The 21,484-nt window shown below is 66.4% G+C and carries 25 protein-coding genes; 7 read left to right on the top strand and 18 right to left on the bottom strand.

Annotated features, from left to right (window positions below):
- Positions 1-3: 3 nt before the first annotated feature.
- Both NL2_RS00475 and NL2_RS00480 read right to left on the bottom strand, forming a co-directional pair.
- Positions 4-579 carry an aromatic-ring-hydroxylating dioxygenase subunit beta gene (locus NL2_RS00475; RefSeq protein WP_068070578.1) on the bottom strand — a complete coding sequence of 192 codons (576 nt, stop codon included), beginning with the start codon at positions 577-579 and terminating at the stop codon, positions 4-6.
- Positions 580-620: 41 nt separating this feature from the next.
- Positions 621-2,009 (bottom strand): aromatic ring-hydroxylating dioxygenase subunit alpha, encoded by a 1,389-nt coding sequence (locus tag NL2_RS00480; RefSeq protein WP_068070919.1) that lies wholly within the window; start codon positions 2,007-2,009, stop codon positions 621-623.
- Positions 2,010-2,097: 88 nt separating this feature from the next.
- On the opposite strand from NL2_RS00480, the gene NL2_RS00485 reads away from it, so the two are divergent.
- Entirely contained in the window at positions 2,098-2,304 is a 207-nt protein-coding gene (locus NL2_RS00485; protein WP_068070580.1) for a ferredoxin, read from the top strand.
- A gap of 61 nt (positions 2,305-2,365) precedes the next feature.
- On the opposite strand, the gene NL2_RS00490 is transcribed toward NL2_RS00485, so the two are convergent.
- Both NL2_RS00490 and NL2_RS00495 read right to left on the bottom strand, forming a co-directional pair.
- Complete coding sequence (locus NL2_RS00490) at positions 2,366-3,571, bottom strand: aromatic ring-hydroxylating oxygenase subunit alpha (RefSeq protein WP_068070582.1); 1,206 nt, start codon at positions 3,569-3,571, stop codon at positions 2,366-2,368.
- A gap of 31 nt (positions 3,572-3,602) precedes the next feature.
- On the bottom strand, positions 3,603-4,043 hold the full coding sequence (locus tag NL2_RS00495; protein ID WP_169799442.1) for a nuclear transport factor 2 family protein: 441 nt from the start codon (positions 4,041-4,043) through the stop codon (positions 3,603-3,605).
- A gap of 233 nt (positions 4,044-4,276) precedes the next feature.
- Between NL2_RS00495 and NL2_RS00500 the strand changes: the two genes are divergently transcribed.
- The 4 genes from NL2_RS00500 (at position 4,277) to NL2_RS00515 (ending at position 7,715) form a co-directional block, all read left to right on the top strand.
- Positions 4,277-5,164: a helix-turn-helix transcriptional regulator gene (locus tag NL2_RS00500; RefSeq protein ID WP_068070586.1), complete on the top strand. Its 888-nt coding sequence runs from the start codon at positions 4,277-4,279 to the stop codon at positions 5,162-5,164.
- 145 nt (positions 5,165-5,309) lie between these two features.
- Positions 5,310-6,095, top strand: coding sequence for an SDR family NAD(P)-dependent oxidoreductase (locus NL2_RS00505; protein ID WP_245647507.1), 786 nt, complete (start codon positions 5,310-5,312; stop codon positions 6,093-6,095).
- 20 nt (positions 6,096-6,115) lie between these two features.
- The gene (locus NL2_RS00510) at positions 6,116-6,625 is read left to right on the top strand and encodes a VOC family protein (protein WP_068070590.1); all 510 of its coding nucleotides are present in this window, start codon (positions 6,116-6,118) and stop codon (positions 6,623-6,625) included.
- A gap of 28 nt (positions 6,626-6,653) precedes the next feature.
- Positions 6,654-7,715 (top strand): alpha/beta fold hydrolase, encoded by a 1,062-nt coding sequence (locus tag NL2_RS00515; protein WP_068070592.1) that lies wholly within the window; start codon positions 6,654-6,656, stop codon positions 7,713-7,715.
- Between the two features lie 181 nt (positions 7,716-7,896).
- On the opposite strand, the gene NL2_RS00520 is transcribed toward NL2_RS00515, so the two are convergent.
- The 10 genes from NL2_RS00520 to NL2_RS00565 form a co-directional block, all read right to left on the bottom strand.
- The gene (locus tag NL2_RS00520) at positions 7,897-8,481 is read right to left on the bottom strand and encodes a hypothetical protein (protein ID WP_068070594.1); all 585 of its coding nucleotides are present in this window, start codon (positions 8,479-8,481) and stop codon (positions 7,897-7,899) included.
- 100 nt (positions 8,482-8,581) lie between these two features.
- Positions 8,582-9,109 carry a demethoxyubiquinone hydroxylase family protein gene (locus tag NL2_RS00525; RefSeq protein ID WP_068070596.1) on the bottom strand — a complete coding sequence of 176 codons (528 nt, stop codon included), beginning with the start codon at positions 9,107-9,109 and terminating at the stop codon, positions 8,582-8,584.
- On the bottom strand, positions 9,106-9,618 hold the full coding sequence (locus NL2_RS00530) for a disulfide bond formation protein B (protein WP_068070598.1): 513 nt from the start codon (positions 9,616-9,618) through the stop codon (positions 9,106-9,108). Before NL2_RS00530 ends, NL2_RS00525 begins: the two co-directional genes overlap by 4 nt.
- A 7-nt stretch (positions 9,619-9,625) precedes the next feature.
- Positions 9,626-10,954 (bottom strand): S41 family peptidase, encoded by a 1,329-nt coding sequence (locus tag NL2_RS00535; RefSeq protein WP_068070600.1) that lies wholly within the window; start codon positions 10,952-10,954, stop codon positions 9,626-9,628.
- Positions 10,955-11,122: 168 nt separating this feature from the next.
- Positions 11,123-12,328: a murein hydrolase activator EnvC family protein gene (locus tag NL2_RS00540; RefSeq protein WP_068070601.1), complete on the bottom strand. Its 1,206-nt coding sequence runs from the start codon at positions 12,326-12,328 to the stop codon at positions 11,123-11,125.
- Between the two features lie 10 nt (positions 12,329-12,338).
- Positions 12,339-12,764 (bottom strand): 23S rRNA (pseudouridine(1915)-N(3))-methyltransferase RlmH, encoded by a 426-nt coding sequence (locus NL2_RS00545; RefSeq protein ID WP_068070603.1) that lies wholly within the window; start codon positions 12,762-12,764, stop codon positions 12,339-12,341.
- Positions 12,765-13,018: 254 nt separating this feature from the next.
- Entirely contained in the window at positions 13,019-13,411 is a 393-nt protein-coding gene (gene rsfS, locus NL2_RS00550; protein ID WP_068070605.1) for a ribosome silencing factor, read from the bottom strand.
- Between the two features lie 106 nt (positions 13,412-13,517).
- Positions 13,518-14,183 (bottom strand): nicotinate-nucleotide adenylyltransferase, encoded by a 666-nt coding sequence (locus NL2_RS00555; RefSeq protein WP_068070607.1) that lies wholly within the window; start codon positions 14,181-14,183, stop codon positions 13,518-13,520.
- A 27-nt stretch (positions 14,184-14,210) separates the two neighbouring features.
- The gene (locus tag NL2_RS00560; protein WP_068070609.1) at positions 14,211-15,266 is read right to left on the bottom strand and encodes an aldo/keto reductase; all 1,056 of its coding nucleotides are present in this window, start codon (positions 15,264-15,266) and stop codon (positions 14,211-14,213) included.
- A gap of 91 nt (positions 15,267-15,357) precedes the next feature.
- Positions 15,358-16,635 (bottom strand): glutamate-5-semialdehyde dehydrogenase, encoded by a 1,278-nt coding sequence (locus NL2_RS00565; protein WP_068070611.1) that lies wholly within the window; start codon positions 16,633-16,635, stop codon positions 15,358-15,360.
- 274 nt (positions 16,636-16,909) lie between these two features.
- Between NL2_RS00565 and NL2_RS00570 the strand changes: the two genes are divergently transcribed.
- Both NL2_RS00570 and NL2_RS00575 read left to right on the top strand, forming a co-directional pair.
- Complete coding sequence (locus NL2_RS00570; RefSeq protein ID WP_369405434.1) at positions 16,910-18,076, top strand: peptidoglycan DD-metalloendopeptidase family protein; 1,167 nt, start codon at positions 16,910-16,912, stop codon at positions 18,074-18,076.
- A gap of 4 nt (positions 18,077-18,080) precedes the next feature.
- Complete coding sequence (locus NL2_RS00575; RefSeq protein WP_068070613.1) at positions 18,081-18,449, top strand: bactofilin family protein; 369 nt, start codon at positions 18,081-18,083, stop codon at positions 18,447-18,449.
- A 117-nt stretch (positions 18,450-18,566) separates the two neighbouring features.
- On the opposite strand, the gene NL2_RS00580 is transcribed toward NL2_RS00575, so the two are convergent.
- The 4 genes from NL2_RS00580 to NL2_RS00595 all read right to left on the bottom strand — a co-directional run bounded on the left by NL2_RS00580 (position 18,567) and on the right by NL2_RS00595 (position 21,445).
- Complete coding sequence (locus NL2_RS00580) at positions 18,567-19,274, bottom strand: DUF1013 domain-containing protein (protein ID WP_068070615.1); 708 nt, start codon at positions 19,272-19,274, stop codon at positions 18,567-18,569.
- Between the two features lie 166 nt (positions 19,275-19,440).
- On the bottom strand, positions 19,441-19,725 hold the full coding sequence (locus tag NL2_RS00585) for a hypothetical protein (RefSeq protein ID WP_068070617.1): 285 nt from the start codon (positions 19,723-19,725) through the stop codon (positions 19,441-19,443).
- Between the two features lie 37 nt (positions 19,726-19,762).
- Positions 19,763-20,395 carry a glutathione S-transferase family protein gene (locus NL2_RS00590; protein WP_068070619.1) on the bottom strand — a complete coding sequence of 211 codons (633 nt, stop codon included), beginning with the start codon at positions 20,393-20,395 and terminating at the stop codon, positions 19,763-19,765.
- A gap of 51 nt (positions 20,396-20,446) precedes the next feature.
- The gene (locus tag NL2_RS00595; RefSeq protein ID WP_068070620.1) at positions 20,447-21,445 is read right to left on the bottom strand and encodes an NAD(P)H-quinone oxidoreductase; all 999 of its coding nucleotides are present in this window, start codon (positions 21,443-21,445) and stop codon (positions 20,447-20,449) included.
- Positions 21,446-21,484 lie beyond the last annotated feature (39 nt).

A 21,484-nucleotide genomic window follows, 5' to 3' on the forward strand; every position in this document is an offset into this window, starting at 1 on the left:
GGATCAGAGGAAGATGGCGAGGTTCGACATGCCGAGCGTCGACTGGTCGACGATGATCTCACGCCGCGCCAGCTTGTACGCACCATCGACCACGCGCCAGATGTCGCGACGTTCCGCGCTCAGCGTTTCGTTGTGCGGATTGTCGAAGCGGCTGCGCTCGACATAGAGATAGCTCGACACTTCGTATTCACCGGCAGCTTCGCATTCCGCGACGCGGGTGTTGGTGACGAACCGGCGCGTGCGCGACGGCGGATCTTCGGCCCATGCGCTCTTGGACAGGCGCCCGGTGCGCATCAGGATCGACTGGTAGTTGTCGTCGAAGTGCATCATCGTCCGCATCACGTCGCGGTCCTTGTTGGGACCGCTGCGGGTGAGGCGGACCGGCGCGGTGTAGAGCAGGTCCTGCTCCAGCATCGCCACCCAGTCATCGAACCGGCGCTCGTCGAGCGCGGCGGCTTCGTCATACAGCGTTTCGAGAATCCGGTTGTAGATCTCCGAGCCCAGCGGGACCCGGTTCTTCGACACCAGCCCCCGCATCACGCCTGCCTTTTCGACAGCCGCGGTCGCGTAATTTACCATTGTGCGTCCTCTCTAAAGACCGTTTTCGCCCTTGGCAAAGTTCAGGCGTCGGCCATCAGGTTGTAATAGGCCATCCACCAGTTCCACTGGGTGTCGTCCTTGGTGAAGCCGGGATAGAGCAAGCCTTCGCCCTTCCAGCCTTCGGGACGTTCATGCCCGTGCAGCGCCTGGTACTTGAGCGTCTGGTCCTTGCTGACCACGCCGCGCGCGTTGCGCATGATCTGCGGCCAGGTGTCGGCATCGTCCTGTTCGATAATGCCCGACGTGCCCGTCTGCTGGATCGAGTTCTGCAGCATGTCGCGCTTGACCTGCTCGGGCGCGTCCTTTTCGGCGAAGATGAAGTTGATGAACTCCACGTGGTTCGGCCCGCGCGGCACGTACGTGTGCAGCGCCAGCGCGCCCGACGAGCCGCCATCGGTCCGCGGCGCGAAAATGAACGCGACGAGGATGTTGGGGAACAGGCCGCCAACCTGCGGCGGGATCGTCGCCAGCTGCTCGACCTGATCGGCCGACAGGTTCTTGAACAGCTGCGGGATCAGGTTCTCGGTGATGCCCGGCGGGGGCAGCATGTGCAGCCGTTCCTCCACCGTCTTGCCTTCGAAGCTGATGTCCGAAAACATCTTGAAGGTCTGCGCGGCTTCGAGGCAGCGCAGTGAGTGGCCCTGTTCGCAGCTGACATCGACGCCGTACATGCCCGGCGCGTTGTCGTAGATCGATTCGGCGGTGCCGCCCATCACGCCGCCTTCCATCAGCGAGCGATGGAGCGTGAGCGTGTGGAAGCCGTCCGAACCCGACTGCTCGCCGGGGATCTTCCAGTTGCACGGCAGGACGAAGCGCTGCGGCGGGCCGAGCATCTCGAGGCCCGCATCGGTGCGGCAGAACAGCTGGTCGAGATAGTACTTCATGTCGCCGAGATATTCGTCGAACGAAGGACCTTCGATGTCCCAGGTGGCGAAGATCAGGCCGCCATAGACCTCGACGCGGGCTTTCTTGAGGCCCAGCTTGTCCTTGCCCAGAACATTGCCGTGCATCTGCTCCTTTTCGACCGGCGCACCGATGAAGCTGCCGTCGGGGCGGAACGCCCAGCCGTGGTAGATGCAGCGATGGGCATGGGCATTGCCGGCTTCGGCGGTGCACACTTTCATGCCGCGATGCGGGCAGACGTTGAGCGAAACGTGGATAGCGTCGCTGCGATCGCGGGTGACGATCACCTGATCCTCACCCATGTCGCGGACCACGAAATCACCGGCGTTCGGAATCTCGGTATCATGCGCCAGCAGCAGCCACGTCTTGGCGAAAATGCGCTCCATCTCGAGCTTGTAAAGCTCTTCGTCGCTCATCACCCGCAGCGCGACTTCGTACGAGTCCCGCATGACGAGATCATCGAGCGTCGCGCCGTCGGACAGCGTGAACGTTGCTTTTTGAAGCATGATCCTCTCCATCTAAAATTTCGTTGGTTGCTTGTACAGGTTGAACCAAAGGTGTTCAACATGTATTTGGCTCTGGAGAGGAGGACCCATGTCCAAACGCCTGAAAGTTGTAATCGATAAACCCGCGTGCTGCGGTTACGGGGTTTGCGCCGAAATCTGCCCGGAGGTCTACAAGCTGGACGAGAACGGCATCGTCTTTGTCGATGACGAGATCGTGCCCGAAGGGCTGGAAGACCGCGCGCGCGAAGGGGCGGATGCCTGCCCCCAGTCCGCGCTGGCGATCGTCGACGCGTGAGCGAGGTCAGGCTCCGGTCGGCACGATGCCGCCGGAGCCAAGACTCGTTCCCAAAACCCGTTCAGCGTTCCATTTGTTCGGCGAGGACCGGCGCGACGCGCTGCGACTCGGGGATATTGTGCGCGCCGATGCGGCGGTCGACTTCTTCCTCGAACCAGTACAGAGCGCGTTCCTGATAGCCGAAGGTCAGCTGCGGGATCGTTCCGCGCGTCAGCGACTGCTGGATCGAGCGGAACAGGCACAGATCCTCGGACAAGATGTTGCGCACGATGCCGTCCATCGCATCCCAGTGGGCGCGGTCCTCATCGCTGTCCACGTCCCAGCCCATCAGCCGCACTTCCATGATCGACTTGTCGACGCCGGCGGGCCAGAAGCTCTGCAGCGAGAACCCGATGGGATCGAGCGAGTAGAACGTGTTGGGGAACGTCGGCAGCGCGATGGTGCATTCGCGGAACACGTCGGCGATGTCATCGGGCTTGAACAAGCTGGGCTGAAACAGCGACTCGCCCTTTTTCTTGCGCGTGCCGAATCGCATGTGGCCGTTCTCGAACAGCGCGATGACGAAGCTTTGTGAATTGAGGTGCGGCGCCAGCGTCTTCGCGTGGACCGTGGCGACGTGATAGATTTCCAGGAAGTTGTGCAGCGCCAGCTTCCAGTTGCAGTTCATTTCGACCAGCAACCGCTTTTTCACGACCATCTTTTCGATCGGATAGCCCACTTTCTGCGGGGCCTGCGGCGCCATGAAATCGGCGAGCGACCCGGCGTTCTCATCGAAGTTGATGAAGATCATGCCGCGTTCGATTTCGCACCGCACCGGCTTCAGTCCGTGGTCGGCCTTTTCGAAGCAAGTGAAGTCGTGCTGGTCGGGCACCGATTTCAGCTCGCCTTCCAGCGAATACCCCCACGAGTGGTAGGGGCACACAAACCGCATGGCCTTGCCCGAATGTTCGAGCAGCAGCGCCGATCCGCGATGCCGGCACGAGTTGTGGAACGCGCGGATCACACCATCCTTGGCGCGCGAGATGATCACCGACTGGTCGAGCTGTTCGAACAGGAAGTAGGAACCGGCCGCCGGCAGTTCGGAAACATGGCCGGCCAGCAGCCAGTTCTTCATCAGCAGCTCGTCATGCTCCAGCTTGGCGAAGCCGGGATCGGTATAGCGGCTTGAAGGAACCGGGGGCAGATAGGGGAAACCAGCCGGATGATCGTCGCGCACCAGCTGCGCTTCCATCGTCGTGTTCAGACGGTCCAGTGTGTCCGTACGCATCGCACTTCTCCTGGGATAAACGGGTTTGAAATCAGGCTTCTGCCATCTTCGAGGCGGCGGGGTCGTCCGGCGTCACCGCGCCGAAGCAGCTTTGCGCCAGATAGCTGCAGCTGTATTCGCGCACTTCGATGAACTTGCCGTCGCGCAGCTTGAATACGAAATGGTACGCATTGTTGTAGCGCTTGCCGTTGAGCATTTCCGAATCGGTTTCCGCTTCGACCGCAACGCGATCGCCTTCTGCGGTCATGTCCAGAATCTTGAGCTGGATCGGCGATTTCAGCACGGTCGACATGGTGGTCGGCACCTTGGAAAACTGATCGCGGTTCCAGTTGTACAGCAGCCATTCGGGCTGGCGCGCCATCGTCATGAAGTTGAAGTCTTCGGCGGTCGTGGCCAGGATCGCAGCCTCGTCACCGCGGTTCACCGCTTCGAACCAGCTGCGCACCACGGCCTTGTTTTCCTCGATACCCATCGTCCGCATCCCTTCGTTCCGCCCGTTCGTTGACGGCGGCCAGCATTTGTTTGCGCCGCGAGAATGGACGCCGATTCGAATTTCACGCCTATCCAAAGGCGGGCGTTCAACCGGTTTCCGTTGTGCCAGATGAGCAGTACGGCAGTGGATAGCGGCGCCGCTCGCGGTGCAGACATGCTGCAGCACAAGGCTCAGACCGACGCAGATCGGTCGAGGCCCAGAGGAGCAAGCCCATGGCGAGCATTTCGGCAGTCTTCGATGTTCCCGATGTCCGCGGGATGGATTGCCGCGTCGCCGGGCGCATGGTTTTGCCCCGCGCCACGGTGGAGTTGCACCACTACCGCTTCACCGGCCCGCAAAGCGGTGTGTTCCGGTCGGGGCGCGGATTTCTCGACCTCGCCTTGTCGCGTCGGCCCGGAGGCCCCTCGGGGCGCTACACCGCCCTGCCGCGCAGCGCGCCGATTCCGATGGGCGACATCATCTTCATCCCGGCCGGGCAGGATCTGGAAACGCGGTGGGGCGAGGGCGAGCAACGGTCGATCTGCTGCGGGTTCGAGGGGCTGGTCGGCAACGACGCGGACCTGATCGCCGACGGCGCCGCGCTGGAAGCCTCGCTCGACGTGCGCAGCCCGCATGTCCGCGATGCGCTGATGCGGCTGGCGCGCGAGATCGAGTGCCCGGACTTTGGCAGCGGGCTGCTGGCCGAAGCCCTGATGACCGACGTGGGCGTGCAGCTCCATCGTTATTTCCGGAGCAACCGGGCCGGGCCGGGGCATGGCTGTGGCGGTCCTTCGCGGCTTGATCCGGGGCAGTTGCGCCGAATCGAAGAGGCGATCGAACAACCCGGCAAGCTGCCCAGCGTCGCCGAACTGGCCGGGCTGTGCGGGGTCAGCACGCGCCACTTCTTCCGCCTGTTCCGGGTTTCGACCGGCCAGACCCTGGCCCATTATGCCGCCGACCGCCGAATTGCGCGGGCCAAGGCGCTGCTGGTGCAGCCGCGCCCGCCGATCAAGGAAATCGCCTGGCGTTGCGGGTTCGAAACCCCGGCGGCGTTTTCGGCAGCCTTTCGCAAGGCCATGGGGATGACGCCCAAGGCGTTCCGGCAGACGGTCCGAAACTGATCGCGGCAGCGGACGACAGGGCGGCAGTCGCGCGATAGCAATGGCTGTCCGACGCGCGGGATAGCGCTTGGCGGTGGACCGCCGTTTGCGACACAACGGGCACGCCAGGCACCATCGCGTTGCCGGTATTTCTGGGGAGGGTTCATTGCCCACAAGCATGTTCGATCTTTCGGGCAAGGTGGCGCTGGTCACCGGCGCGAATTCCGGCCTGGGCTTTGCCTTTGCGCGCGGGCTGGCCAAAGCCGGTGCCGATATCGTCATCTGGGGCCGTCGCGCCGACAAGAACGAGGCCGCGGCGGACAAGCTGCGCGCTTATGGCGTGCGCGTGATCGCCGACAGCGTGGACGTGCGCGACGATGCCGCAATCGTGGCCGGCGTGACACGCGCGGTTGCCGAACTGGGGCGGATCGACATCGCCGTCGCCAATGCCGGCATCGCCACGCAAGTGCCGTTCGTCGACATGACGCGCGAGGCTTATCGCGAACTGATCGACGTCAACCTCGATGGCGCGGTGTTCACGCTGCGCGCGGTGGCAAAGCACATGGTCGACCGCGCCATCGCCGGCGATCCCGGCGGTTCGCTGATCATCTGCGGCAGCGGATCGATCGCGCAAGGCGTGCCCACGCTGGCGCATTACGGCATCGCCAAGGGCGGCCTCAATTCGCTGGCCCGGGCGCTGGCGGCGGAACTGGGGCCGCACGGCATCCGCTGCAACGTGATCGCGCCGGGCTTCATCGAAACCGAGATGACCTTTGCCGACCCCGAGATCGGCGCGATGATGGCGGTGGGCGTCTCTGCCAGGGTCCCGCTCGGCCGCATCGGCCAGCCGGAGGATCTGGAGGGCGCCGCGGTCTATCTGGCCAGCGATGCAGCGCGCTATCACACCGGCGATACGCTGGTGATCGATGGCGGCAAGCTGTTCGCCAACTGATCCGACAAAGGACCACCCGCATGTTCGCACGCCCCAACAGCCAGCACAGCCAGGTGGCCTATGTCACCAATGACATCGACGCGGCGATCGCTCTGTTCCGCAGCGAATTCGATACGCCGGGGTTCTACGTCTTCACCAACGTCGGCACGGGTTCGGACGACGGCGGGCCGCAACTGAAGATCGGCCTTGCCCGCGTCGGCGGGGTGGAGATCGAGCTGATCGAGCCGATCGGCGACACCGCGCCGCTGTTCAAGGACGTGCTTCCGGGCGGAAGCGACCTCGCCATCCGGTTTCACCACGTGTGCATCCGCATCGATGGCCCGCTGGAAAACTGGGACGCGCACGTCGCCTCGCTCGATCTGGCGCGGCACCCGATCGCGTTCCAGGGCGCGCTCGGCGACGTCATGCGGTTCCTCTACACCGACGAGCGCAAGACGCTGGGCCATTATGTCGAACATGTGTGGATGGCGCCGGACCTTTATGCCCAAGTCGTCGGCGCAACGCCGACGTATCCCGTCGCGATAACCTGACGCTGCCCTTATTTGCCGGAGACCGACGTTGCGTGAACCCATCGAACTGACCGTGGACGTGACCGATGCGGTGGCCATCGGCATGCCGGTGCACACTGCCGTGACCGTGTTCCTGCCCGACGACGGCGCGCTGGCCGATCCGCCGGTGGTGTGCTTTGCGTTTCCCGGCGGCGGCTACAACCGGCGCTACTACAGCTTCGACATGCCCGACGGGCAGGGTGGGGGCGAAGCCGGATACCATACCGCACGCGGCTGGATCTTCGTCGCCTGCGATCACATCGGCTTCGGCGCATCCACCATTCCGCCCGACGATCTGGTCGATCTGGATGTGGTGGCCGCCGGCAACGACGCCACCGTGCGCCGCGTCATGGAGCGGATCGCGGCGGGCACGCTGGCGCCCGGCTTGCCACCGATCGCCAACGCCACGTGCCTCGGCATCGGCCAGTCGATGGGCGGGTGCTTTGCCATCGTCGCGCAAGGCAACCACGAGACGTTCGATGGCGTGGGCGTGCTCGGCTACAGCGGCATCCACACCGTGGTGCCGACCCGGCCCGGCCAGCCCGCAGCCGTATGGCCGTGGGTTTCGCGCCGGAGCAAGCTGGCCGCGCCCAAGATCTTCAACCTTGCGCAACTGGCCGCATCGCAAGGCCCGCAGCTTGGCGATGCCGCTGCGTTGCAGGCAGCGGCGCGCGCGGGCGAACATCCGTTCCAGTGGTCGTTCCACTATGACGACCAGCCGGCCGACATCGTCGCACTGGACATGGAGGCCTCTGCCGGGTTGACCGATCCGCTGCCCGAATGGCGCTCTGCCACCACGCCGGCCTGCGGCCTGTACATGGTCGCACCCGGCGCCGTGGCGATCGAGGCCGCGTCGATCCGGGTGCCGGTGTTCATCGGCGTGGGCGAGCGCGACGTGGTGCCCGATCCCTGGGCAGAACCCAAGGCTTTCAAGAGCGCGACCGACATCCAGCTCTACGTCTGCCCGCGCATGGCCCACATGCACAACTTCGCCCACACGCGGACGCAGTTCTGGGCGCGCATCCACGACTGGGGCAATGGCGTGGCGGCGCAGCGGGCGCTGGCGGGGTAGGCGACCACTCTAGAGCCTGATGGCGCAAGATTGATTTACGTCACCCCGCTCGTGTCGAGCGTAGTCGAGACACGTTGAGAAACCAGCGTACTTGCTGCGCGCGATCCCTCGACTTCGCTCGGGATGAGCGGATCAAGAAGATGACATCGGACTCCAGCGCGCGAGGTTTGCTGCACGAAGCTCAGTACTTGGGCGGCACTGCATCCGCCGCAGGCTCGCCCGCTGCGGCCGCCTTTTCCTTGGCGACCTTGGCGTCGTAGGCTTTCTCCAGACTTTCCACCCGCGCCTGTTCGGCGGCGGTATCGGCGTCGATCGTCGACAGGCGCTTCTGGCGTTCATCGTCGATCAGCTTGCCGAAGTGGACGTCGGTGCCGTTGGCCTTTTCGGCGTAAGCATTCTTGATCAGCTTGGCCATGCAGCCGGTCGCGCCGTTGGCTCCGATCGGCGAGCAGCTGTTGATGCCGAAAGCTCCTGCCGTCTCATACGTCTTGACCCGTTCGGTCCACGCCATGTTGGCGGCCTTGTTGGGATCGTCGCGCAGCGGCGCCGGGATGCGGAAGCGTTCCGCCTCGGCCTTGCGTGCGCAGACGGTGATCCCGCCGTCGGCAGACGCGGGGCAAGGGTCGTTGCCGTAGATGATCAGCTGGTTGACCTTCTCCTCGGCCGAGGCGAGTGATTGCGCGTCCTGGGCGCGGGCAGCGCCACCGCCCAGCATGCCACCCGCCAGGATCGCCAGTGCGGTGGCGCGGTAGAATTTGGGCGTCATGATCGGTCTCCGGCCAATGGGGGCTGCACCCGATATAGGGGCGCATTGCTTGAATGATAGATGAAGCCCGGCGGTTCCGATGGAGCCCCGTCCCGGCGCGTCAGATCCGCTTCGACAGCGCGATCGCCACGCGGCAGCCCAGCCGGATCGCGCCCGACAGCACCGGATAGGCCGGCGCACGCTCTGCCCCCGCCTTCAGCGCGGTGGCGTGATGCTCGCGCTCATCATCGCGAAATTCGGTGATCATCGCGGCCAGTTCAGGATCGCCGTCGCCCAGTTCATCAAGCTGCTGGGTATAGTGCCGCTCGATCTCGGTCTCGATCGCGGCGGTACAGGCCATCGCCGCTTCGGGGCCGATCAGTGCGGTCGCCGCGCCCAGCGCGAAGCCGGCGGCAGACCACACCGGCTGCAGCGCGGTGGGCCGCACCCCGCGTTTTGCCAGCAGTGCGTCGAAGCGCTTGCGGTGGTCTGCTTCCTGCGCCGCCATGCCCGCGATGTCGGCCGAACCCGGTGCGCGATCGCCCATCACCGCCAGTTGCCCGGCATAGATCCGCGTCGCGCCGTACTCACCCGCCTGGTCCACCCGCAGCATCTGCTCGGTCCGCGAGTCCGGCCGGGTAGCGCTCATGCCAAGTGCCCCTGCGGTGTCGCGCCGCGAGCCCGCCCGAGCAGCGCCACGATGAGCGCCGCGCCGGGTAGCGAGACGAGGAAGTTGTAGCCCGCCAGGCTCACCCCGAACAGCGTCCACGCCGCCACGTCGCAGCGGATCAGCGGCGCGTTCATGATCGCGGCCAGCGGATCGCCGCCGCCCAGCCGGCTGCTCGAACACGTCGTGAAGCCCTGCCACCAGTGGTATTCGACCCCGGCGTGGAACGCGCCGATCAGCCCGCTCACGGCAATGGCCGACGCGGCGAGGACCACCAGCGGATCGCCCGCCGACCCGTTGCCACGCCCGCGCAATCCCCAAGCGCCGAGCGCCAGCACGATACCCGCGATGTGGCCGTAACGCTGCCACCAGCACATCTCGCACGGCGGCAGGCCGAAGCCGTATTGCGCGACCAGCACGGCGGCCATCAGCGCCGCAGGCAGCAGCAGCGCGATCAGGTAGGCGGCGTTGCGCGACGATTGCGGACCCATCGCGGCGCTACTTGCGGCGCGAGGCAAGCGCGGGCGCTGCCGTGCGGTTCAGCGTCTGCATTGCGTAATACAGCTGGAAATCGTCGATGCCCTTGGCCTTCAGTTCCTCGGCAGTCATCTTGAAGCGCGGATCTTCGGCCTTGTCCTTCTCCAGATCCTTGTCGTCGAGCTTGGCTTCGTTGACGAGGTGGCCGCGCAGATCGCTTTCGCGGAACGAGCGCAGCGCGCGCTTGCGCATGTCGGGATCGGAAATCTGCGGCACCGCGATGTCGGGATTGATCCCGCCTTCCTGCACCGACCGGCCCGATGGCGTGTAGTACCGTGCGGTGGTCAGCTTCAACGCGGTGTCGCGGGTCAGCGGAATCAGCGTCTGCACGCTGCCCTTGCCGAAGCTGCGCTCGCCCATGATCAGCGCGCGGTGCTGGTCCTGCAGTGCGCCGGCGACGATTTCGGAGGCCGAGGCCGATCCTTCATCGACCAGCACGATCATCGGCAGGCCCTTGGCGACGTCGCCGGGTTCGGCGTTATAGGTCTCGTTGTCACGCGGATAGCGGCCGCGTTGCGACACGATCACGCCCTTTTCAAGAAACAGGTCGGACAGCGACACCGCTTCATCGAGCAGCCCGCCCGGATTCTCGCGCAAGTCGAGCACGATGCCCGACAGGTGGCCGCCCGCCTTGGCCTTGATCTCGCGCACCGCAGTGGCGACCTGGCTGCCGACGTTGGCGCTGAACGTCGAGACCGAGATCACGCCGACGTTGTCCTTGTAGTCCCAGTTGACCGGCTTGAGATCGATGATCTGGCGGGTGATGGTGACATCGAACGGATCGTCGCGGCCCTGGCGGAAGATCGTCAGGCGGATCTGCGTGCCCGGCGCGCCGCGCATCTGGTCCACCGCATCGTCGAGCGTGCCGCCGAAGATCAGCTTGCCGTCGAGGTGGGTGATGAAGTCGCCCGACTTGAGGCCGGCCTGGTCGGCCGGGCTGCCCTTGGTCGGCGCGATGACCTTGACCGCGCCGTCGTCCATCGTCACCGACAGGCCGAGCCCGCCGTAGTTGCCGTCGGTCTGCGTCTTCAGGTTCTCGAAATCGCGCGCATCGAGGTATGACGAATGCGGATCGAGGCTGGCCAGCATCCCGTCGATCGCGCCCTTGACCAGCTTCTGGTCATCCACCGGCTCGACATAGTTGGCCTTCACCCGTTCATAGACCGCGAGCAGCTTGCTGAACTCGGGGCCCGAGCGCGCATCGACTGCGGCCAGCCCGGCGGTGGTGGCGGGCAGCAGCGCGACGACGGACACCAGCGCCGTGGCGCGAAGCAGGTTGGCAATTTTCATCGGCAACGGAAGCCTTTTCAGCAGGAACGCACTTTTCGGCAGGACGCGGGCGCGTTCGACAAGGATGCAATCTATAGGCTCTTGGCGCTGAATGCCAGATGGCCGCGCGAGGCGTTTTCTACGAACGCCGCGCCGGATCGACCAACGGCATGAGACGGTCCAAGCCCATCAACCGCGCAGCAGTTCCATCGGGTTGACCGGGGTGCCTTCCTTGCGCAGCTCGACCGTCACCACCGGACGCCCCGGCCCGGCAGTGCCCAGCGGCGCGCCCTGCACCACTTCATCGCCGACATGCGCGGTCACCAGCGCCAGATTGGTGACCAGGCTGGTCCAGCCGCCCGGGTGTTCGACGATCACGATCCGGCCATATCCGCGATAGGGGCCGGCAAACACCACGCGCCCCGCCGCCGGCACCACCACTTGCGCGCCGCTGGCGGGCGCGAGGCTGATCCCGGTCGAAGGGCCGGCCGATCCGCCCTCGCCGAAGCCTGCCACCAGCCGCCCCGCAACGGGCAGGATATAGTCGAGCGAAGCGGCGGGCGTGGCAGACGCCGAATCATCGACCACGGCGGCCTGTTCGGGTCGTGCGGGGCGCAGCACCGGGCCGGGCAGCGTGGCCAGCTGCTGGCGCAGCGCGCCGTCATCCTCCAACTGCCCCATCAGCTGCCGCAGGTCGCGCGCCTGTTCGGCCAGCGCCAGCGCGCGATCGCCCTCGCGGTTGGCCGATCCTTGCGCCGCGAGCGAGGCCTGCCGCTGGCGGCTTTCGACGCGCGCGAGTTCGGTGCGGCGTTCGCCCAGCTGCGCCTCGCTGGCGCGCAAGTCCGCCGCCCCGGCAGCGGCACGCTGCTGCAGCTGGCGTCCACGCGCGATCTCGTCGCGCAATCCGGCGGTGCGGCGGCGCACTTCGGGCAGCATCGTTTCAAGCACCGCGCGCAAGTACACCGTGTCGCGCAGCGATCCCGGGCGCAACAGGCTGAGCGCGAGCGGCCGCCGCGACATCAGCTGCAGCGCGCCGGTCAGCTGCACCAGCGGTTCCTGGCGCTGGGCGATGCGCAGCCGCAGCGAATCGCGCTGGCGATCGACCAGCGCGATCTGCGCCTGATTCACCGCGATCTGCGCTTCGGCCTGCTGGATGCGCGCGGCGACGGCGGCGGCCTGCCGCGCGGTGCGATCGGCGGCGGCGGTGGCCCCTTGCGCTTCGGCCTCGAGCCGCTCGCCGCGCGTCCTGGCTGCCGTGAGTTCGACTTGCGCCTGGTGCAGCGCATCGTTGGCCTCACCGGCCGACTGGAACGGCGCGTCCTGCGCGGCAAGGCTCCACCCGGCCAGCGCGGGCACGGCAACCAGCAGGGCTAGGAACAGATGGCGCGACGTCATGACGGCGCGCTTATCCTTCGCGATGATACGGATGGCCAGCGATAATGCTGGTGGCGCGCCACAGCTGTTCAGCCAGCATCGCGCGCGCCAGCATGTGCGGCCAGGTCGCCGCGCCGAACGCGAGCAACAGGTCGGCACTATCGCGCTGCGCCGCTTCGTGTCCATCCGCCGCGCCGATCAGGAACCGCGCCTCGCGCACACCATCGTCGCGCCAGCGCGACAGGATCGCGGCGAATTCACTGGAGGTCAGCTGGCGCCCCCGCTCGTCGAGCGCGACGGTGCGGAAGGGTGTGGCCGAAGGCACCGGAACCGCGCCGCCGCGATCGGGCAGTTCAGTCAGCTTCCACGGCCACGCGATGCGCTTTGCATAGCGATCAACCAGCTCGGCTTCCGGCGAGCGACCGATCTTGCCGCGGGCGATCACGTGGAGAAGCATGGGTTGAGGAGTCCGAGTGAAGAAATGGATTTTTGCCAAACTGGTGCAGTGCGACGGGTCTTTTTCCAGCCTCACGGCTGGAAGCGGCACCGGCCCACTCCCCCTGCCCGACCACCCGGCAGTATACCTTGGGGGTGGTCGGGCAGGGGGAGTGGGCCGGTGCCGTGCGAGGTCGAACGTTAGTTCGACCGGTCAACGCATCCTAGACTTTTCCGCGCGGAACTCAGCGCCAGCCAATCCCGATCACCCCATCCTTACGCCGAACCGAGCACCGGGGGCGCATCGCCGAACGCCCACATGCGTTCCAGGTTGTAGAAGCTGCGCACTTCGGGGCGGAACAGGTGGATCACCACGTCGCCGGCATCGACCAGCACCCAGTCGGCGGCGGGCAGGCCTTCGATCCGTACCGGGCCGTGGCCCGATTTCTTGATCCGTTCGGCCAGCTTTTGCGCCATCGCGGCGACCTGGCGGGTCGAGCGGCCCGACGCGATCACCATGTAATCGGCGATCGAGCTTTTCCCCTCGAGCGGGATCGACACCACTTCCATCGCCTGGTCATCGTCGAGCGACGCCAGCACGAGATCGTGGAGCGGGTCCGGGCTGTGCGGAACGGCGCCGGGCGTGCCCGGCATGGGCGCGGTGTTCATGTGGGGTTGTTGAGCTCCTTGCATGGGGTGTTCTTCGTCTTTCAAAACAATGGGTTATCCCGGCCAAAGGGCCGGAAACCGGGGGGCAGCGGGCGTACAGGCCGGGTCAGGGCCGTGCATCCGTGGTCAGCGGGTGGAGAAGCGGCCTGTGGGTCAACGGATCGCGCAGGACCCGGTGCAGATGGCGCGAGGGCCAGTCCGGATCGACGGCGCGCAGCTGGGTGGCCGAACGGGAATCGGGATCGAAACGCAGGATCGTCAGCGCCGGAGCGCTCCATGTTGCGCCGTTCACCAGTCTGCCGGGCCGCCGGCGAAAGCGGCGCAGCCAGGCCATGGCGGGGCTCGCCACAGCAGCGGCATCATAGCCCGGCCGCGCGATAACCGCAATCGGCAACATGCGGGCAATCCCGCGCCAGTCGCGCCAGCGATGAAACTGCGCCAGATTATCGGCCCCCATCAGCCACACGAACCGCCGCTTGGGGTAGCGCCGCAGCAGCGCGCGCAGCGTATCGACGGTGTAGCGCGTGTCCAGTTGCGCCTCGATCGCGGTCACCCGGATCGGCGCGCGCCGCGCCACGACACGCGCCGCCGATACGCGCGCGGCGAGCGGCGCCATGCCCGCTACCGGCTTCAGCACATTGCCCGGCGAAACCAGCCACCACACGTCGTCGAGCGCCAGCGCATCCAGCGCGAACAGGCTGATCCGGCGATGCCCGCCGTGCGCGGGGTTGAAACTGCCGCCGAGCAGGCCGGTGACCGGGCCGTTCCGCATCAGCGGCGCATCACCGGCATGGGGCGATCATTCGGGCACGCGCCGCGCCGACGCCGCGTTGGCACGGTACGGCCCCTGCATATCGAACATCCAGCCGGGATATTCCTTGGGCAAGGCGCTCAGCTGGTCGAGCCTGGCCATGTCGTCGGCCGACAGCGTGACGTCGCAGGCGGCGATGTTGTCGGCCAGCTGGTCGGCACGCTTGGCCCCGACGATCACGGTCGAGACCACCGGCTGGTACAGCAGCCAGGCCAGCGCCACTTGCGCCACGGTCGCCCCGCGCGCCTTGCCGATCTCGCCCATCGCATCGATCAGGTCGTACGCGCGGTCCATCGCGACCGGGGGGAAATCGAACGCGGCGCGGCGGCCTTCGCCCTGCGATTTATCCTCGTTGCCGCGCGTGTATTTGCCCGAGAGCAGCCCGCCTGCCAGCGGGCTCCACACCATCAGGCCCACGCCTTCGCTTTGCAGCAGCGGCACCAGCTCGCGCTCCAGATCGCGGCCGGCGACGGTGTAGTAGGCCTGCAGCGACGCGAACTTTTCCAGCCCCAGCCGTTCCGAAATGCCCAGCGCCTTCATGATCTGCCACGCCGCCCAGTTCGACACGCCGATGTAGCGCGCGCGACCGGTGCGAACGATATCGTCGAGCGCCCGCAACGCTTCCTCGATCGGGGTGACCGAGTCCCAGCCGTGGATCTGGTAAAGGTCGACATGGTCCATCCCGAGGCGCCCCAAGCTGGCGTCAATCTGGTCCATCAGGTGGTGACGCGAGACGCCCGCATCGTTCGGCCCCTGCCCCATCGATCCCATCGCCTTGGTCGCCACGATCACGTCCGACCGCTTGATCCCCAGATCGCGGATCGCCTGCCCGACCATTTCTTCGGAATGGCCTTCGGAATAGACGTTGGCGGTGTCGATGAAGTTGATCCCGGCATCGACCGCCTGCTTGACCAGCGCGGTCGAGCCGGCCTGGTCGAGCCCGGCGATCGCGCCGAACACCCCTCCCGAGGTGCCGAAGGTCATCGCGCCAAGGCACAGTTCGGAAACGATCAGCCCGGTCGAGCCAAAGCGGTTGTAGCGCATGGGGAGATTCCTTTGTTCGCAGGTGGTGACATTGCGCCGCGCAAGCAGCCATCGTCAATCGCGCCGCTTCGATCAAGCACGCGTCGATCAACTACGCACGGATTTGGCCGTTCCCGCGCACCAGCCACTTGTAGGTGGTCAGCCCTTCCAGCGCGACCGGACCGCGCGCGTGGAGCCGCCCGGTGGCGATGCCGATTTCCGCGCCCAGCCCGAATTCGCCGCCATCGGCAAACTGGCTGGAGGCGTTGTGCATCACGATCGCGCTGTCGACTTCGGCCAGGAACCGCTCGGCCACCGCAGCATCCTCGGTGACGATCGCATCGGTGTGGCCCGAGGAATGGCGTGCGATGTGGGCCAGCGCATCGTCGATCCCATCGACCACCGCGACCGACAGGATCGCGTCGAGATATTCGCAATCCCAGTCGTTGGCGGCAGCAGGCGCGATACGCGGGTCGATCGCGCAGGCCCGGGCATCGCCGCGCAGCACGCAGCCTGCGGCGAGCAGCGGCTCGACCAGCCCGTGCGGATCGGGATAAGTCGCGTCGATCAGCAGCGTTTCCATCGACCCGCACACGCCGGTGCGACGCATCTTGGCGTTGAGCACGATGGCGGCGGCTTTCGCGGGATCGGCGGCGTGATCGACATACGTGTGGTTGATGCCGTCGAGGTGCGCCAGCACCGGCACGCGCGCATCGGCCTGCACCCGCGCGACCAGGCTTTTGCCCCCGCGCGGCACGATCATGTCGATCAGCCCGGCGGCGGCAAGCATCGCGCCCACGGCAGCGCGATCCTGCGTCGGCATCAATTGCACTGCTTCGGCCGGCACCCCGCCCGCGACCAGCCCTTCGACCAGTGCTGCATGGATCGCGCGGTTGGAATGCACCGCCTCGCTGCCGCCGCGCAGCAGCGCCGCGTTGCCCGATCGCACGCACAGCGCGGCGGCATCGGCGGTCACGTTGGGGCGGCTTTCGAAGATGATCCCGATTACCCCGATCGGCACGCGCACGCGCGACAGCGCCAGCCCGTTGGGGCGCTCGCTGCGATCGATGACCGTGCCCACCGGATCGGGTAGCGCCGCCACGTCGGCCACCGCATCGGCGATCGCGGCAAGCCGCGCGGGATCGAGCCGCAGCCGGTCGAGCATGGCGTCCGACAGGCCGTTGGCGGCGCCCGCCGTCATGTCACGCAGGTTGGCCTGGAGGATCGCCGGCTGGTGCGCGCGCAGCGCTTCGCCAGCCCGACGCAGGGCATCGGCCTTGGTCGCATCGGGCAGCCGGGCCAGCACGCGCTGCGCGGTGCGAGCGGCGCGGGCCAGCGCATGGACCTGCGCTTCGACGGGATCGGCGGACGGGATCGGCTGGCTGGACATGCCGCGCCCCTACCACCGCGCGGTGGCGCTGTCAGCCGTGCCCCGAAGATGACATGCCCGATGATCGACTCCGGGCATCGGAGATCGGAGATTCGCGCCCTCGGAAATCGTTGATCCCCCATACGTTCCCGCGCGTTGCGAAAATATGCACAGCCGGATCGACTCGTCGGGCGAGTCGCACGACTCGGCGTGAGTCTCATGCAATCGATTCGACTCGCCCGACCCATTCAGTATGCGGCACTTCGCAAATACCAAAAAACGGGGTCGTATTCCTTTGCAGATCGAATCGCAGGACGGGTGGCTTACCCGGCTGCGGAGCTGGTTTCCCGAGCGTGAGTTTTTCATGCGCTCGCAGGGACAGGTCCGTTTCATCAGGATATCGTCGCGCCTGCAGATGGGCGGAGCCGGGCTGATCGCCGGGGCCGTGCTGGCGTGGGCCGTCGCGATGGCGGTGATGATCTTTGCGCAGTTTTCCGCCAGCAGCAGCCGCGATTCGCTGCTTCAGCGCGAAGCGGCGGTGACCACCGCCGAAACCCGTGTTGCGCAATATCGCAAGGGCGTGGGAGGCATCGCCACCGATCTGCAGAAGCGTCAGGATTTCATCGAGAAGATGGTCCAGAGCCACTTGGGCGAGCTTCCCGCCGACCTGCCCAAGGGCACCGTTTCCGACAGTTCCACCGAAGCCGACAAGACCGTGCGCAAGATCAGCATGGTCCTGCCCGAAGCCGCTGGTCTGGCCCGGATCGAGGCGCGCCAGCTGGCGCTGGTCGAACGCCTGACCCGTTATGCCGACGCGCAGTCGGCCAGCGCCGAAACCGCGATCCGCCGCGTCGGCCTCAACCCGCAGCTGATGATGGCATCCTACAACGGCCGCGACGCGCAGGGCGGCCCGCTGATCCCGATGAGCACGGGCCCCGGCAATTCCACCGATCCGCGCTTTGCCCGGTTGGGCGCCAGCCTCGAGCGGATGAGCGCGCTGCGCCACGGTCTGGCGGCGATCCCCAACACGCTGCCCGCCAGCCTCGAATATATCTCCAGCGGGTTCGGCTATCGCAGCGATCCGTTCACCGGGCAGGGCGCGTTCCACGCCGGGCTCGATTTTCGCGGACCGATCGGCGCCCCGATCTATGCCGCAGCGACCGGCACGATCAGCTTTGCCGGTGTGCGTTCGGGGTATGGCAACTGCGTGGAAATCAGCCACGGCAACGGGTTGCTGACCCGTTATGCGCACATGTCGCGGATCGAGGCTACCGTCGGCCAGCCGATCAATGCCGGACAGGTCATCGGCCTGATCGGCAGCACCGGCCGGTCGACCGGCCCGCACCTTCATTTCGAAGTCCGCATCAACGACCAGCCGGTCAACCCGCGCCCGTTCCTGGAGGCCAATGCCCATGTTTTCCAAAAAGCCAGCGCCGGCGCAGCGGCCGGGACCGACGGCTAGTCCGATGGCCGGGGGCAATCGCGGCGCCGCGACATTCTCGATCTTCGGTGCGGACATCTCGCTCAAGGGCGATGTCACCGCCACCGCCGACCTGCACATCGACGGGCGCATCGAGGGCGACATCACTTGCGCCGCGCTGGTGCAGGGCGAAGGCAGCGAAATCCACGGCGCGATCCGGGCACAAAGCGCGCGACTTTCGGGCACCGTCCACGGCTCGATCGACGCGGGCGAACTGGTGATCCTGCGCAGCGCGCGGATCCACGGCGATGTCAGCTACGACGCCTTGACCATCGAACAGGGCGCCGAAGTCGACGGCAAGTTCGCGCACCGCACCGCGTCATCGGCTGAGGCACCGCTGACGCTGGTCAGCTGAGATGTATCCGTCGTCCCGGACTCGACCCGGCCCGACGGCCATCTGAAACGCATACGAAAAAGGGCGGCACTCCATCGAGAGGGCCGCCCTTTTTCGTTTTACGTGTTGTCGCGAAAATCAGCTGTCCGACACGCCTTCGGCCTTGCGGGCTTCAAGCCAGGCGGCGGCTTCGGCTTCCTGCGCGGCTTGCGCGGCGGCCTTGACCGAGGCGGTGCGTTCGGCGCGCAGTTCCTCGATGAGGGCGTCGCGATCGTTGCCGAGCCGGGCGTCGGTGACTTCCTGATCTTCGGTGATCCCGGCCTTCTTGGCAGCCTTGGCGACCAGCGCATCGAGTTCGCGCTGCGAACACAGGCCCAGCGTAACCGGATCCTTGGGGTTGATGTTCGAGATGTTCCAGTGGCTGCGATCGCGGATCGCGGCGATGGTGTTGCGCGTGGTGCCGATCAGCTTGCCGATCTGCGCGTCCGAGATTTCGGCATGGTTGCGCAGGATCCAGGCGATGCCGTCGGGCTTGTCCTGGCGCTTGGACACCGGGGTGTAGCGCGGGCCCTTGGTGCGGCTGACCGACACCGGGATCTTCTGCATCTTTAGCCGGTAGGCGGGATTGTCCTGCCCGCGATCGATTTCGGCCTGGGTCAGTTCGCCGGTGTGCACCGGATCGCGCCCGGTGAACTTGGAGCCGGCCAGATCATCGGCCATGGCCTGCACTTCCAGGATATGGATGCCGCAGAAATCCGCGATCTGATCGAAGTTCAGCGCGGTATTGTCGACGAGCCACGATGCCGTCGCATGCGGCATCAGCGGGAACGTGGGCTGGTTGCTCACGGGAAATCTCCAGACAGCGGATATAGAAAGGGCCGCCCCTTGCGGAGCGGCCGTCAGCGCCACGATTTAGGCCAAGCCGCACGGAACGGCAAGGCCATTCGAAACATGCCTGCGATTAGGCGCGTTTGCTCAGGCAGGTGCGATGCGGCGCAGCATCGCGCGGCCATCAGTCATCGAGCCCCGACGGGAACACCAGCAGTTGCGGCTGGCCGTGCCCCAGTCCGTCGATCCCGGACACGATATAGGGCTGCGACAACGTGGATTGCGGATCGCTGCGCCACAGGCAATGCCGCGCGGCCAGCTTGCCGCCTTCGGGCCCGCGCCATTCCTGGCCCGCGTCGGCGGAGCCCGAAAACACCTCGTCCATCTGGTTCCACGATGCGGCACCGCGGCCTGATCGCACTTCGACATGCGCGTAATCTGCAGCAATGCGCAGCAATGGAAACGTCATGCTTCGCTCCTCCCCGCCCCCATGACGGCAGCCCCGGTCAATCCTTCATCGCCACGAAATCGGGCAAGCCCTCGACCCGCGCGATCCAGCGCCGGACGGCGGGATAATCGGCCAGGTGGAAGCAGCCGCTATCCTCGCAAACGTGGGTATAGGCGAACAGCGCGACGTCGGCGAGCGTCACCGCCGATCCCACGAACCAGTCGTTGGCGGCAAGGTGCTGGTCCATCAGCTTGAGCGCGGCGGTGCCCGCCATCCATTTGGGCTCGACCTGCACGCGCTGGAATTCGGTCAGCTTGTCGCGCCCGACGAAGTGCATCCAGAAGCGCAAGGTCGCGACGTTGGGTTCGTGGTTGTACTGTTCGAAGAACATCCAGCGCAGCATGTCGGCGCGGTCGAACCGGTCGGCGGGAACCAGCGCGCTGCTATCGGCGAGATACCAGCACGCGGCGTTGCTTTCAGGCAGGAACCGCGTCCCCACTTGCAACACCGGGATACGCCCGTTGGCGTTGACCCCGGACAGGAACGCGGGCGTGCGCGTTTCGCCCTTCATGATGTCGTATTCGCGCCGCTCGATCGGCATGCCCAGCAGCGCGGCGGTCAGCCGGATCTTGTAGCAATTGCCCGACACCGGGTCTTCGTGGAGGATCGGAACCGGCGCACCATCAGTCATCGTGGCCTCCTGTCGCCTGTCGCGTCTGTCGCCCATCGCGATTTTGGGAGCTTACACCTTCAGCACGATCTTGCCGATATGGTCGCCCGCTTCCATCCGCGCGTGCGCCGCTGCGGCATCGGCGAGCGGGAAGGCGCGATCCATCACCGGGCGCAGCTTGCCCTCTACGACCAGCGGCCAGGCGACCTGGGCGATTTCCTCTGCCAGCAGCGCCTTGAACGCATTGTCGCGCGGGCGCAGCGTCGATCCCGTGAGCATCAGCCGCCGGCGCATGATCTCGGCCATGTTGATTTCGGCGCGCACCCCGCCCTGCACCGCGATGGTCACGTGGCGGCCATCGTCGGCCAGGCACTTGAGGTTGCGCGCCACGTAATCGCCCGCGACCATGTCGAGTACGATCTGCACGCCCTGGCCATCGGTGATGCGCGCGACTTCGGCGACGAAATCCTGTGCCTTGTAGTCGATCGCATGGTCGGCGCCGATGTGCAGCGCCGCCGCGCATTTGTCCGCGCCGCCGCAGGTGACGATCACGGTCAGGCCGAACAGCTTGCCCAGCATCGTCGCCATCGAGCCGATGCCGCTGGTGCCGCCGTGGACCAGCAGCGTCTCGCCCTCCATCGCATAGGCGCGCTCGAAGACGTTGTGCCACACGGTGAACAGCGTTTCGGGAAGCGCGGCCGCCTGATCGAGCGGCAGGCCTTCGGGCACCGGCAGGCAGTGCGCGGCCTGTGCCAGACAATATTGCGCATAACCGCCGCCCGACACCAGCGCGCAGACTTGCTGGCCGACCAGCGGGTTGGTGACGCCTTCGCCCACGGCCACGACCTGTCCGGAAATCTCGAGGCCCGGAATCGGCGAGGCGCCGGGTGGTGGCGGATAGAAGCCCTGACGCTGGATCACGTCGGGCCGGTTGACCCCGGCATAGGCGACGCGGACCAGCACCTGCCCCGCGCCGGGCTGCGGCACCGGGCACTGCTCGATGCGAAGGACGTCCGGCCCGCCCGGTGCGTCGAAGCCGATGGCCATCATGGTTGTCTCGAGCGGCTGCATCGATTGCCCCTGCTGTGCGATAACGCGTGTGGTCACCTG

Source organism: Novosphingobium lentum NBRC 107847 (assembly GCF_001590965.1).
GTDB classification, from domain to species: Bacteria; Pseudomonadota; Alphaproteobacteria; order Sphingomonadales; family Sphingomonadaceae; genus Novosphingobium; species Novosphingobium lentum.